The sequence below is a fragment of the Pseudomonas sp. NPDC096950 genome (genome assembly GCF_044762525.1).
Taxonomy (GTDB): Bacteria; Pseudomonadota; Gammaproteobacteria; order Pseudomonadales; family Pseudomonadaceae; genus Aquipseudomonas.
Window position 1 is genome coordinate 6,981 of sequence record NZ_JBIWEL010000043.1, and the last position, 13,514, is coordinate 20,494.

Here is a 13,514-nt window from a genome sequence, read left to right on the forward strand (position 1 = left end):
GTATTGATGATCGCCGAAGTTCACGCCGAGTCCTTCACTATCTCTGATATTCGCGTCAATGGCCTCCAGCGGGTCTCCGCGGGTAGTGTCTTTGGTGCTTTGCCGTTGAACGTCGGTGAACAGGCGGATGATCGTCGCCTGGTGGAATCCACTCGTGCGTTGTTCAAAACCGGTTTCTTTCAAGATATCCAGCTGGGTCGCGAAGGCAATGTCCTCGTTATCACGGTAGTCGAGCGTCCGTCGGTCGCCAGTATCGAGATCGAGGGTAACAAGGCCATCTCCACTGAAGACCTGATGAAGGGCCTCAAGCAATCCGGTCTTTCCGAAGGCGAGATCTTCCAGCGCGCCACCCTCGAAGGTGTGCGTAACGAACTGCAGCGCCAGTACGTCGCTCAGGGTCGCTACTCGGCGACTGTCGACACCGAAGTGGTGGCGCAGCCGCGTAACCGCGTTGCGTTGAAGGTCAACATCAACGAAGGCACCGTTGCGGCTATCCAGCACATCAACGTGGTGGGTAACACGGTCTTCCCTGATGACGACCTGATCGACCTCTTCGAACTCAAGACCACCAACTGGCTGTCGTTCTTCAAGAACGATGACAAGTACGCTCGTGAGAAGCTTTCCGGTGACCTGGAGCGTCTGCGCTCCTACTACTTGGACCGCGGCTATATCAACATGGATATCGCTTCGACCCAGGTGTCCATCACCCCGGACAAGAAACACGTCTACATCACGGTCAACGTCAACGAAGGCGAGAAGTACACCGTTCGTGACGTGAAGCTCAGCGGTGACCTGAAGGTGCCTGAAGACCAGGTCAAGTCCCTGCTGCTGGTTCAGAAAGGCCAGGTGTTCTCGCGCAAGCTGATGACCACGACTTCCGAACTGATCACCCGTCGTCTCGGTAACGAGGGCTACACCTTCGCCAACGTCAACGGCGTGCCTCAGCCACACGATGACGACCACACGGTAGACATCACCTTCGCCGTTGATCCAGGCAAGCGTGCCTACGTGAACCGCATCAACTTCCGTGGCAACACCAAGTCCGAAGACGAAGTGCTGCGTCGTGAAATGCGTCAGATGGAAGGCGGCTGGGCTTCGACCTACCTGATCGACCAATCCAAGACCCGTCTTGAGCGCTTGGGCTTCTTTAAAGAAGTGAACGTTGAAACCCCGGCCGTGCCAGGTGTGGACGACCAGGTTGATGTGAACTACAGCGTAGAAGAGCAGGCTTCCGGTTCGATTACCGCCAGTGTCGGTTTCGCCCAGAGTGCCGGTCTGATCCTCGGTGGTTCGATCACCCAGAACAACTTCCTGGGTACCGGTAACAAGGTCAGCATTGGCCTGACCCGAAGCGAATACCAGAGCCGCTATAACTTCGGTTATGTCGACCCGTACTGGACTGCTGACGGCGTGAGCCTGGGTTACAACGCGTTCTATCGCACCACTGACTACAAAGACCTCGACGTCGACGTAGCCAGCTATGCAGTAGACAGCCTGGGTGCTGGCGTGAGCGTCGGTTACCCGATCAGCGAAACGTCGCGCCTGACCTTCGGCCTGACTGCGCAACAAGACAAGATCAAGACTGGCCTGTACACCGTTGACGAGATCTTCGACTTCGTTAACAAGGAAGGCGACAACTACCTGAACTTCAAGGCGTCGGCCGGTTGGTCCGAGTCCACCCTGAACAAAGGCGTGCTGGCAACTCGTGGTCACTCCCAGAGCCTGACCCTGGAAACCACTACCCCGGGCAGCGACTTGTCGTTCTTCAAGCTCGACTACCGTGGCCAGTTGTTCCAGCCGTTGACTGAAAACTACACCATGCGCCTGCACACCGAATTGGGTTATGGCGACGGTTATGGTTCGACCGACGGCTTGCCGTTCTATGAAAACTACTATGCTGGTGGTTTCAACTCGGTACGTGGCTTCAAGGACAGCACCCTGGGGCCTCGCAGTACACCAAGTACCGGCAAGAACCCAGGCACCGCAGTCGATCCGGACCAGGATCCACTGCCGTTCGGTGGCAACGTCCTGATCCAGGGTGGTGTGGAAGTTCTCTTCCCTCTGCCATTCGTCAAGGATCAGCGCTCCCTGCGCACTTCGGTATTCTGGGACGTGGGTAACGTGTTCGACTCGCAGTGCAAATCGCCAACGAACGCCGATGGTTCGAAAGCCAATACGCAGTGCAACGACATCAGCCTGAGCAACATGGCCAGTTCCGTCGGTGTCGGCGTGACCTGGGTTACCGCACTGGGCCCTCTGAGCTTCGCGTTGGCCATGCCGATCAAGAAACCGGATGACGCTGAAACTCAAGTGTTCCAATTCTCCCTCGGCCAGACGTTCTAAGCGTCTGACCCAAGATAACGACAATGGATTTTGTAGGAGTGCATCGTGCGTAAGTTGACTCAATTGGTTCTCCTGGCGACCGTACTGGTAGCAGGCCCGGCTTTTGCCGACATGAAAATCGCCGTTCTGAACTATCAGATGGCCCTGCTGGAATCGGACGCGGCCAAGAAGTACGCCGTGGATGCCGAGAAGAAGTTCGGTCCGCAACTGACCAAGCTGAAAACTCTGGAAAGCAGTGCCAAAGGTATCCAGGACCGTCTGGTAGCCGGTGGCGACAAGATGCAGCAAGGCGAGCGTGAGCGTCTGGAGCTTGAATTCAAGCAAAAGGCCCGTGACTTCCAGTTCCAGTCCAAGGAATTGAACGAAGCCAAAGCCGTTGCCGATCGTGAAATGCTGAAGCAGCTCAAGCCGAAACTGGACAGTGCTGTGGAAGAAGTTATCAAGAAAGGTGCTTTTGACCTGGTCTTCGAGCGTGGCGCAGTGATTGATGTCAAGCCTCAGTACGACATCACTCGCCAGGTTATCGAGCGCATGAATCAGCTGAAGTAATCCATGACAGCGACTATAAAGCTCGGCCAATTGGCCGAGTTCCTCGGCGCCACCCTACGTGGCGACCCGGAGAAAGAAATTACTGGGCTAGCCACTTTGCAAGAGGCTGGCCCAGCTCAGTTGAGCTTTCTGGCAAACCCTCAATACCGCAAATACCTGCCGGACAGCAAAGCTGCAGCCTTGTTGCTGAAAGCGGCTGACGCCGAAGGTTTTGCCGGTAATGTGCTGGTCGTGCCGGATCCTTACCTGGCTTACGCCCGTGTTTCCCATCTGTTCGATCCCAAGCCAAAGGCTGCTGCCGGTATTCATCCGACAGCGGTGGTAGCGGCGGACGCGGTGGTAGACCCGGCAGCAAGCATTGGTGCCTTTGTGGTGATCGAAAGCGCCGCGCGTATTGCGGCGGGCGTGACCGTTGGGGCGCATTGCTTCATCGGTGCGCGTAGCGAGATTGGCGAGGGCGGCTGGCTGGCTCCACGGGTCACGCTGTACCACGACGTGCGCATTGGCAAACGTGTAGTGATTCAGTCGGGCGCGGTTCTCGGTGGCGAAGGTTTCGGTTTTGCCAACGAGAAAGGTGTCTGGCAGAAAATCGCCCAGATTGGTGGTGTCCTGGTCGGTGACGACGTGGAGATTGGCGTGAATACCGCCATCGACCGTGGTGCGCTGGCCGATACCGTTCTTGGCAATGGTGTGAAGCTCGACAATCAGATTCAGATCGCCCATAACGTGCAGGTCGGTGATCACACCGCCATGGCAGCGTGCGTGGGGATTTCCGGCAGCACCAAGATCGGCAAGCATTGCATGCTCGCTGGTGGTGTAGGGCTGGTGGGGCATATCGAGATTTGCGACAACGTTTTCCTGACCGGGATGACCATGGTGACCCACTCGATTACCGAGCCGGGCTCCTATTCTTCCGGTACAGCCATGCAACCGGCTGCCGAGTGGCGCAAAAGCGCGGCACGCATCCGTCAGCTCGATGACATCGCGCGGCGTCTGCGACAACTGGAAAAGCGTGTAGGGGAAGTGACCCCTGACGGTAATGCTTCATCAGATGGCTGATACCATTTCCATATCAAGTGTGCACAGCCGCTAGACTGCCTCCTTGATTTGCTAGAGGGGTGCGCTTCAGTCGCGCGCTCCCAATCTTTACATAGGCTTCCCCCCGAAATGATGGACATCAACGAGATTCGCGAATACCTGCCTCACCGTTACCCGTTCCTGCTGGTGGACCGGGTTGTGGAACTGGACGTGGAAGGCAAGCGCATTCGCGCCTACAAGAATGTCAGCATCAACGAGCCATTCTTCAACGGTCACTTTCCTGCGCATCCAATCATGCCGGGCGTGTTGATCATCGAAGCCATGGCCCAGGCTGCCGGGATCCTTGGTTTCAAGATGCTGGACGTGAAACCGGCCGACGGCACCCTTTACTACTTCGTCGGCTCCGACAAGCTGCGTTTCCGTCAGCCGGTGTTGCCGGGTGATCAGTTGATCCTCGAAGCCAAGTTCCTGAGCTGCAAGCGCCAGATCTGGAAGTTCGAGTGCCAGGCTTCGGTCGACGGCAAGCCAGTCTGCTCCGCTGAAATCATCTGCGCGGAACGCAAACTATGAGTTTGATTGACCCTCGCGCAATCATCGATCCGACGGCCGTACTGGCCGAGGGTGTCGAAGTCGGCCCTTGGTCGATCGTCGGCGCAGGTGTGGAAATCGGCGAGGGGACAGTGATCGGGCCGCATGTGATTCTCAAGGGCCCGACCCGAATCGGTAAGCATAACCGCATCTACCAGTTTTCCTCGGTAGGTGAGGACACGCCCGATCTGAAATACAAAGGCGAAGAAACTCGCCTGGTCATTGGTGACCATAACGTCATCCGCGAAGGCGTGACGATTCACCGTGGCACCGTGCAGGACCGTTCGGAAACCACCCTGGGTGATCACAACCTGATCATGGCCTATGCGCACATCGGCCATGACAGCGTTATCGGCAACCACTGCATCCTGGTCAACAACACTGCGTTGGCCGGCCATGTGCACGTCGAGGACTGGGCGATCCTGTCCGGCTTCACCCTGGTTCACCAGTATTGCCACATCGGCGCCCACAGCTTTTCCGGCATGGGTACCGCCATCGGCAAGGACGTCCCCGCGTATGTCACGGTGTTCGGTAACCCCGCCGAAGCCCGCAGCATGAACTTCGAAGGCATGCGCCGTCGCGGTTTCAGCGAAGATGCGATTCACGCCCTGCGTCGTGCCTATAAGGTGGTTTATCGCCAGGGCCTGACGGTCGAGCAGGCGCTCACCGAACTGGCCGAGCCCTCGGCACAGTTCCCGGAAGTCGCGGTGTTCCGTGACTCCATCCAGTCTTCGACCCGCGGCATCACCCGTTAATCATGGCTAATCTGCGTATTGCGCTGGTAGCGGGTGAGGCTTCCGGCGACATCCTTGGCGCGGGTTTGATGCGTGCACTCAAGGCACAGCATCCGGCGGTGGAGTTCATTGGCGTTGGTGGCCCGTTGATGCAGGCCGAGGGGTTGACCTCCTACTTCCCGATGGAACGACTTTCGGTCATGGGTCTGGTGGAAGTGCTGGGTCGCTTGCGCGAGCTGATGGGCCGGCGCAAGAAGCTGATCGCCGACCTGATCGCCGAGAAACCGGACGCGTTCATCGGCATCGACGCCCCGGACTTCAACCTCAATATCGAACTCAAGCTGCGTCAGGCCGGGATCAAGACCGTGCATTACGTCAGCCCGTCGGTCTGGGCCTGGCGGCAGAAGCGGGTGCTGAAGATTCGCGAAGGCTGCGACCTGATGCTCACGCTTTTCCCGTTCGAAGCCAAATTCTATGAGGAGAAAGGCGTACCGGTTCGGTTCGTCGGGCACTCCCTGGCCGATGCCATTCCGCTGGAAGCCGATCGCGCTGCGGCGCGGGCCGAGCTGGGCCTGCCTGACGGGCCGCTGGTGGCGTTGATGCCGGGCAGCCGTGGCGGTGAAGTAGGGCGTCTCGGCGCGCTGTTCCTCGATACCGCCCAGCGCCTGCGTGCCCTGCGTCCTGGCGTGCGATTCGTCATGCCCTGCGCCAGCCCCGAACGCCGCGCCCAGCTCGAAGAGCTGCTGGCTGGCCGCGATCTGCCGCTGACCTTGCTCGACGGCAAATCCCATCTGGCCCTGGCAGCCTGCGACGCCGTGTTGATCGCCTCCGGAACCGCTACGCTTGAAGCGTTGTTGTACAAGCGGCCGATGGTCGTCGCTTATCGCCTGGCGCCGCTGACGTTCTGGATTCTCAAGCGCATGGTGAAAAGCCCTTACGTCTCGCTGCCCAACCTGCTGGCCCAGCGCCTGCTGGTGCCCGAGTTGTTGCAAGACGATGCGACGGTTGAAGCCCTGGCCCAGACCTTGTCGCCGCTGATCGAGGGCGGTGAAGAACAGACTCGGGGCTTCGATGAAATCCACCGGACCTTGCGTCTGGATGCCTCCAACCAGGCGGCGGATGCCGTGCTGAAACTGATCGGACAAGTACAATGAATAAGACAAGCATGCAAATGGGGCTGGATTTCACCTTGGTCGCTGAAGTGGAAGACTTGGTAGCCGGTGTCGATGAAGTCGGTCGCGGCCCGCTCTGCGGCGCCGTGGTCACGGCTGCGGTGATTCTCGACCCGAATCGGCCGATCCTGGGCCTGAACGATTCGAAGAAGCTCACCGAAGCCCGCCGCGAAAAGCTTTACGACGAAATCTGCGAGAAGGCCCTGAGCTGGCATATCGCTCGCGCCGAAGTCGAAGAAATCGACGAACTGAACATTCTGCATGCCACCATGCTGGCCATGCAGCGCGCCATCGAGGGCCTGCACATTCAGCCGAAACTGGCGATGATCGACGGCAACCGCTGCCCGAAACTGTCCATGCGCGCCGAAGCGGTCGTGCAGGGCGACGGCAAGGTACCGGCCATCGCCGCGGCATCGATTCTGGCCAAGGTCAGCCGCGACCGTGAAATGGCCGCTTTCGAATTGATTTACCCGGGTTACGGGATCGGTGGCCATAAAGGCTACCCGACCCCCGTTCATCTGGAAGCCTTGGCACGCTTGGGGCCAACGCCGATTCACCGACGCTCGTTCGCCCCGGTTCGCCTGGCCTACGAGGCGCGGGAAAACCTGATCGAGAGTTAGTCGCAAGGCTGATGTTTTTATCAAGGCCCGGTACAATCCGGGCCTTGTTGTTTTCATGACATAACGCAGGATCACTATGCCGGCTTCATTCGTTCACCTACGCCTGCACACTGAATATTCCCTGGTCGACGGTCTGGTGCGGATCAAACCGCTGGTCAAGACCCTGGTCGGCATGAACATGCCTGCCGTGGCGGTCACTGACCAGAACAACATGTGTTCCCTGGTCAAATTCTATAAAGCTTCCATGGGCGCGGGCATCAAGCCGATCTGCGGCGCCGACCTGTGGCTGTCGAACAAGGATCCGGACAACCCGTTGAGTCGGATCAGTCTGCTGGCGATGAACGCCGTGGGCTATCGCAACCTCACCGAGCTGATTTCCCGCGGTTTCATCGACGGTCAGCGCAATGGCTCGATCATCATCGAGCGCGAGTGGGTGGCCGAAGCCAGCGAAGGCTTGATCATGCTGTCGGCGGCGAAAGAGGGCGAGATCGGCCTGGCCATGCTCGGCGGCAACCCGGCGGAAGCGGAAACCCTGGCCCGCGAATGGATGGCGGTGTTCCCGGATCGCTTCTATCTGGAAATCCAGCGCACCAACCGTCCCAATGACGAAGAACAATTGCACGGCGCCGTGGCCCTGGCTGAGAAGATCGGCGCGCCTTTGGTGGCGACCAACGACGTGCGCTTCATCAAGCAGGAAGACTTCGAAGCCCACGAAACCCGCGTTTGCATCGGTGAAGGCCGCGCCCTCGACGATCCGCGGCGTTCGAAAAACTACAGCGATCAGCAATACCTCAAAAGCGCCGAGGAAATGGCCGAGCTGTTCAGCGACATTCCCGAGGCGCTGGAAAACACCGTCGAGATTGCCAAGCGCTGCAATATCGAAGTGAAACTGGGCAAGCACTTCCTGCCCAACTTCCCGATTCCCGATGGCATGACCATCGACGAGTATTTCCGCAAGGTGTCCTTCGATGGCCTGGAAGAGCGCCTGAGCGTTCTCCTGCCTAAAGACACCACCGAAGACTACGAAGCCAAGCGCCAGGTCTACGTCGACCGGCTGAATTTCGAGCTGGATATCATTATCCAGATGGGGTTCCCCGGTTACTTCCTGATCGTGATGGACTTTATCCAGTGGGCCAAGAGCAACGGCGTGCCGGTAGGTCCGGGCCGGGGGTCGGGTGCCGGGTCGCTGGTGGCTTATGTGCAGAAAATCACCGACCTCGATCCGCTGGAATATGACCTGCTGTTCGAGCGTTTCCTTAACCCGGAACGGGTATCGATGCCCGACTTCGACGTCGACTTCTGCATGGATGGTCGTGACCGGGTTATTGAATACGTGGCCGAAAAGTACGGTCGCAACGCGGTAAGCCAGATCATCACCTTCGGTTCCATGGCCGCCAAGGCTGTGGTCCGCGACGTGGCGCGGGTGCAGGGCAAGTCCTACGGTCTGGCGGATCGTCTGTCGAAGATGATTCCGTTCGAAGTCGGCATGACCCTGGAAAAAGCCTACGAACAAGAAGAAATCCTGCGTGACTTCATCAAGGTCGATGAAGAAGCCGCGGAAATCTGGGAAATGGCCCGCAAGCTCGAAGGCGTTGTGCGTAACGTTGGCAAGCACGCCGGTGGTGTGGTTATCGCACCGACCAAGCTGACTGACTTCTCGCCGATCTATTGCGACGAGGCCGGTGATGGCCTGGTAACCCAGTTCGACAAGGACGACGTTGAGGCCGCCGGTCTGGTGAAGTTCGACTTCCTCGGCCTGCGGACGCTGACGGTTATCGACTGGGCGCTGAAAACCATCAACCGCGATCGGGCCAAGGTCGATCAGCCGCCGCTGGACATCGCGTTCATCCCGCTGGACGACAAACCGACTTACACGCTGCTGCAAAAAGCTGAAACCACTGCGGTGTTCCAGCTCGAGTCCCGGGGTATGAAAGAGCTGATCAAAAAGCTCAAGCCCGACTGCCTGGAAGACTTGATCGCACTCGTGGCCCTGTTCCGTCCGGGCCCGCTGCAATCGGGCATGGTGGACGACTTTATCAACCGTAAGCACGGTCGCGCCGAACTGGCGTACCCGCACTCGGACTACCAGTACGAAGGCCTCAAGCCCGTATTGGCGCCGACTTACGGCATCATCCTGTATCAGGAACAGGTGATGCAGATTGCCCAGGTCATGGCCGGTTACACCCTCGGCGGTGCGGACATGCTGCGTCGGGCCATGGGTAAGAAAAAACCCGAAGAAATGGCCAAGCAGCGCGGCGGTTTCATTGAAGGTTGCGCCACCAACAATATCGACGCCGACCTTGCCGGTAACATTTTCGACCTGGTAGAGAAATTCGCCGGTTACGGCTTCAACAAGTCTCACTCCGCCGCTTACGGTCTGGTGTCTTACCAGACGGCATGGCTGAAAACCCACTACCCGGCGCCGTTCATGGCCGCGGTACTGTCGGCGGATATGCACAACACCGACAAGGTCGTGACCTTGATCGAAGAAATTCGCACCATGAAGCTGCGTCTCGACGCGCCGGATGTGAATACTTCGGAATTCAAGTTCACGGTGAATGACGAGGGCCGGATCATCTACGGCCTCGGCGCGATCAAGGGCGTGGGCGAAGGTCCGGTCGAAGCCATCACCGAGGCGCGTCAGGCCGGTCCATTCAAGGACCTGTTCGACTTCTGCGCCCGTGTCGATCTCAAACGCATTAACAAGCGCACCCTGGACGGTTTGATCCGCAGCGGCGCGCTGGATCGTCTCGGTCCGTACTTCCATGACGAGCAGAAAGCCTATCAGGCCAACATTGACCGCAACCGCGCGGTCCTGCTGAACGCCATGGAAGGGGCGATCAAGGCCGCCGAACAGACCCTGCGTACCAAAGACAGCGGACACGTTGACCTGTTTGGCGGCCTGTTCGTCGAAGAAGACGCCGATGTCTACGCCAATAACCGCAAGGCCAAGGAACTGACCCTCAAGGAACGCCTGAAAGGGGAGAAAGACACCCTTGGCCTGTACCTGACCGGTCATCCGATCGACGAGTATGAAGGCGAGATCCGTCGCTTCGCCCGTCAACGCATCATCGACCTGAAACCGGCGCGGGATACGCAGACGGTCGCAGGCATGATCATCGCGTTGCGGGTGATGAAGAACAAAAAGGGCGACAAGATGGGTTTCATCACCCTTGATGACCGCTCGGGCCGGATCGAAGCGTCGCTGTTCGCCGAGGCGTTCCATTCCGCACAGTCGCTGTTGCAGACTGACGCGATGGTGGTGGTCGAAGGCGAAGTCAGCAACGATGACTTCTCCGGTGGCTTGCGACTGCGGGTCAAGCGGGTGATGAGCATGGAAGATGCGCGCACCAACCTGGCCGAAAGCCTGCGCCTGAAGCTGCACACCCAGGATCTGAAAGGCGATCAGCTACGCTGGCTCGGTGAGCTGTTCAAGCGTCACCGCGGCGCGTGCCCGATCACCATGGAGTACACCAGTCCTGATGCGAAGGCCTTGCTGCAGTTCGGCGAGACCTGGCGGATCGACCCTGCGGATGCCTTGATTCAAGCCCTGCGTGACCAGTTCGGGCGAGACAACGTCTTCCTCCAATACCGTTGACGGTCAGGCGTCTTTGAATGGCCCTGATCTCGACCTGAATTTTTAATCTCGACCTGAACGCGCCTCTCCCTTAAGGTAGGGCGCGAATAGACAACCGGCCGGCCCAAGCTCTCTTGGATGTCGACCCAAGACGGACGCCTATGAACCCGAATTTTCTAGATTTCGAACAGCCGATCGCCGACCTGCAAGCCAAGATCGAAGAGTTGCGCTTGGTCGGTAATGACAATTCGCTGAATATCGGCGATGAGATCTCCCGCCTGCAGGACAAAAGCAGCACCTTGACCGAAGACATCTTCGGCAAGCTGACCAGCTGGCAGATCGCGCGTCTGGCGCGTCACCCGAAACGTCCATACACCCTGGACTACATCGAACACATCTTCACCGAGTTCGACGAACTGCACGGCGACCGTCACTTCTCCGACGACGCTGCTATCGTCGGCGGCATTGCCCGTCTGGACGATGAACCGGTGATGATCATCGGCCACCAGAAAGGCCGTGAAGTGCGCGAGAAGGTTCGCCGCAACTTCGGCATGCCGCGTCCGGAAGGCTACCGCAAGGCTTGCCGCCTGATGGAAATGGCCGAGCGTTTCAAAATGCCGATCCTGACCTTCATCGACACCCCGGGTGCTTATCCGGGTATCGACGCTGAAGAGCGCAACCAGAGCGAAGCGATTGCCTGGAACCTGCGCGTCATGGCACGCCTGAAGACTCCGATCATCGCCACCGTCATCGGTGAAGGTGGTTCCGGTGGTGCATTGGCGATCGGTGTTTGCGATCAGTTGAACATGCTGCAGTACTCGACCTATGCGGTGATTTCGCCGGAAGGTTGCGCATCGATCCTGTGGAAAACCGCCGAGAAAGCCCCGGATGCCGCTGAAGCCATGGGCATCACCGCCGAGCGCTTGAAAGGCCTGGGTATCGTCGACAAAGTAATCGGCGAACCTCTGGGCGGCGCCCATCGCGACCCGGCTGCTGCGGCAGCGTCGATCCGTGCCGAGCTGAGCTCGCAACTGGCAATGCTGAAGAAGTTCGATAACGAAGCCCTGTTGGCCCGTCGTTACGAGCGTCTGATGAGCTACGGTCTCTGATCTGATCTCGCTGTACCCATGTGGGAGCGGGCTTGCTCGCGAAAGCGGTATAACATTCAACGTGTGTGTTGAGTGTTAGGCTGCCTTCGCGAGCAAGCCCGCTCCCACATTTGTTTTGTGTGAAGTGATCGATATGAGCCAGTCCATGATTGATCTGTCTGCCAGGCTTCTGCCGAACCTCAAGCCTTGGCGCACCGCGACAACCTGGCGCGTCGCCTTCTCCGGCGGCCTCGACTCTACCGTCCTGCTGCACCTTCTTGCACACCTCGCCAACACCCAATCCTTGCCGACGCTCAGCGCTATCCATGTTCACCATGGTCTTCAGGCTGCGGCCGATGCGTGGCCGGCGCATTGTCAGTCGGTCTGTGATGCGCTGGGTGTGCCGCTGGAGGTTGTCCACGTTCAGGTCCGGTCGGGCGCCAGCGTTGAGCGTGCCGCCCGGGATGCGCGTTATGGCGCCTTCAGTGCGGCGACTCTCGCCAATGAAGTGCTGCTGACCGCCCAGCACCGTGACGATCAGGCCGAAACCCTGCTGTTTCGACTGTTGCGCGGGGCCGGGGTGCGAGGGTTGTCAGGGATGCCAAGTGAGCGAGCGTTGGGGGCTGGGCATTTGCTGCGGCCGCTATTGGATGTCACTCGGGCGGAGCTTGAGGCGTATGCCGCCGCGCACCAATTGAGCTGGATCGAAGATCCCTCGAATGAGGATCGGCAGTTTTCGCGCAATTACCTGCGGCATCAGGTGTTCCCGGTGTTAACCGAGCGTTGGCCGCAAGCGCAGGCGACCATGGCCCGCAGTGCAGCGCATCTGCGTGAAGCCCAGGGGTTGCTCGATGAGCTGGCGTTGATTGATCTCGGCGAGGCGTGCAGCCGCAGTGATTTCGATTGGCTGGGTTTGCCGTCCCTGGAACTGGCGTCGCTGGAAAAGCTGTCTGCCGCTCGCCAACGGAATGCATTGAGTCACTGGTTGGCGACCCGGACGCGTCTGCCCGACAGTGACCATTGGTCGGGTTGGCAGGATCTTCGCGATGCCACCGGCGATGCCCGTCCGGTCTGGCGGCTGGCGGATGGTGAATTGCATCGCGCGAGCGGGCGTATCTGGTGGTTGTCCGGTCCATGGTTGCGCACGCCGCCGGTGGTCGGGCGCTGGGCCGATCCCACGTCGCCGCTGGCGTTGCTCGATAACGGCCGGCTTTCAATGACCGGGCAAATCCCCGATGGCCCGTTGCATATCCGCTATCGTGGAGGCGGTGAAATCATGCATCTGCCTGAGCGTGGTCACCGCGACCTGAAGCGTTTGCTTAATGAAAGTGGGGTACCGTTGTTTGCCCGTGGCAGATTGCCGCTGCTCTACCGCGGCGAGCAATTGCTGGCGGTGGCGGGTTTGCGGGGGTTGAACGGCAGTGCGCGGGATGGCTGGAATTTACATTGGCAGCCGCCGAGCGAAGATCAAGGTTTGAGCTGAAAGGGGCTTTCCGGTAGACTACGCTCCCTTCTTGATACAACTTCTGTGGATTCGCCTGAATTGCAGGAGTTGCCGATTACCAAGCAGTCTTTGCTGGGCGATTCCAAAAAATGTGTAGCGAGCAACGCACCGGTGTTTCATCTCCCGGTCTGTCCCAACGCGGCGGTTTTTTTGAAAGATGCACTGTGATTAATGCAGGTGATCGGGGGCTTCGGCCTTCCTTCGCTTTCCCCGGCGGCTCGGACCGCTTTAACGCAGACTTCTAGGGTTTTTCTTGAAGCGCTACATATTCTTCACTGGCGGTGTTGTTTCTTCATTGTGG

Annotated in this window: 10 protein-coding genes; all 10 read left to right on the top strand. The window is 58.9% G+C overall.

What is annotated here, in order from left to right:
- Nucleotides 1-2,343: outer membrane protein assembly factor BamA (bamA, locus tag ACIQY3_RS33720; RefSeq protein WP_403028878.1), on the top strand; the 2,343-nt coding region annotated here is incomplete at its 5' end.
- A gap of 45 nt (nucleotides 2,344-2,388) precedes the next feature.
- Nucleotides 2,389-2,892, top strand: coding sequence for an OmpH family outer membrane protein (locus ACIQY3_RS33725; protein WP_054047181.1), 504 nt, complete (start codon nucleotides 2,389-2,391; stop codon nucleotides 2,890-2,892).
- 3 nt (nucleotides 2,893-2,895) lie between these two features.
- On the top strand, nucleotides 2,896-3,951 hold the full coding sequence (lpxD, locus tag ACIQY3_RS33730) for a UDP-3-O-(3-hydroxymyristoyl)glucosamine N-acyltransferase (protein WP_403028881.1): 1,056 nt from the start codon (nucleotides 2,896-2,898) through the stop codon (nucleotides 3,949-3,951).
- Between the two features lie 108 nt (nucleotides 3,952-4,059).
- Complete coding sequence (gene fabZ, locus ACIQY3_RS33735) at nucleotides 4,060-4,500, top strand: 3-hydroxyacyl-ACP dehydratase FabZ (RefSeq protein WP_128607522.1); 441 nt, start codon at nucleotides 4,060-4,062, stop codon at nucleotides 4,498-4,500.
- The gene (gene lpxA / locus ACIQY3_RS33740) at nucleotides 4,497-5,273 is read left to right on the top strand and encodes an acyl-ACP--UDP-N-acetylglucosamine O-acyltransferase (protein WP_403028884.1); all 777 of its coding nucleotides are present in this window, start codon (nucleotides 4,497-4,499) and stop codon (nucleotides 5,271-5,273) included. Before fabZ ends, lpxA begins: the two co-directional genes overlap by 4 nt.
- A gap of 2 nt (nucleotides 5,274-5,275) precedes the next feature.
- Nucleotides 5,276-6,406: a lipid-A-disaccharide synthase gene (lpxB, locus tag ACIQY3_RS33745; protein ID WP_403028887.1), complete on the top strand. Its 1,131-nt coding sequence runs from the start codon at nucleotides 5,276-5,278 to the stop codon at nucleotides 6,404-6,406.
- A gap of 11 nt (nucleotides 6,407-6,417) precedes the next feature.
- A complete protein-coding gene (rnhB, locus tag ACIQY3_RS33750; RefSeq protein ID WP_054047172.1) occupies nucleotides 6,418-7,044 on the top strand; it encodes a ribonuclease HII in 627 nt (208 codons plus the stop codon).
- Between the two features lie 76 nt (nucleotides 7,045-7,120).
- Nucleotides 7,121-10,642, top strand: coding sequence for a DNA polymerase III subunit alpha (gene dnaE, locus ACIQY3_RS33755; protein WP_403028889.1), 3,522 nt, complete (start codon nucleotides 7,121-7,123; stop codon nucleotides 10,640-10,642).
- A 140-nt stretch (nucleotides 10,643-10,782) separates the two neighbouring features.
- Entirely contained in the window at nucleotides 10,783-11,730 is a 948-nt protein-coding gene (locus ACIQY3_RS33760) for an acetyl-CoA carboxylase carboxyltransferase subunit alpha (protein WP_169371386.1), read from the top strand.
- Nucleotides 11,731-11,863: 133 nt separating this feature from the next.
- Entirely contained in the window at nucleotides 11,864-13,192 is a 1,329-nt protein-coding gene (gene tilS / locus ACIQY3_RS33765) for a tRNA lysidine(34) synthetase TilS (protein ID WP_403028893.1), read from the top strand.
- Nucleotides 13,193-13,514: the final 322 nt, after the last annotated feature.

Coding starts and splice junctions, on each gene's coding strand:
- lpxD (WP_403028881.1), top strand. CDS start 2,896: ATGACAGCGACTATAAAGCTCGGCCAATTGGCCGAGTTCCTCGGCGCC.
- fabZ (WP_128607522.1), top strand. CDS start 4,060: ATGATGGACATCAACGAGATTCGCGAATACCTGCCTCACCGTTACCCG.
- lpxA (WP_403028884.1), top strand. CDS start 4,497: ATGAGTTTGATTGACCCTCGCGCAATCATCGATCCGACGGCCGTACTG.
- lpxB (WP_403028887.1), top strand. CDS start 5,276: ATGGCTAATCTGCGTATTGCGCTGGTAGCGGGTGAGGCTTCCGGCGAC.
- rnhB (WP_054047172.1), top strand. CDS start 6,418: ATGCAAATGGGGCTGGATTTCACCTTGGTCGCTGAAGTGGAAGACTTG.
- dnaE (WP_403028889.1), top strand. CDS start 7,121: ATGCCGGCTTCATTCGTTCACCTACGCCTGCACACTGAATATTCCCTG.
- ACIQY3_RS33760 (WP_169371386.1), top strand. CDS start 10,783: ATGAACCCGAATTTTCTAGATTTCGAACAGCCGATCGCCGACCTGCAA.
- tilS (WP_403028893.1), top strand. CDS start 11,864: ATGAGCCAGTCCATGATTGATCTGTCTGCCAGGCTTCTGCCGAACCTC.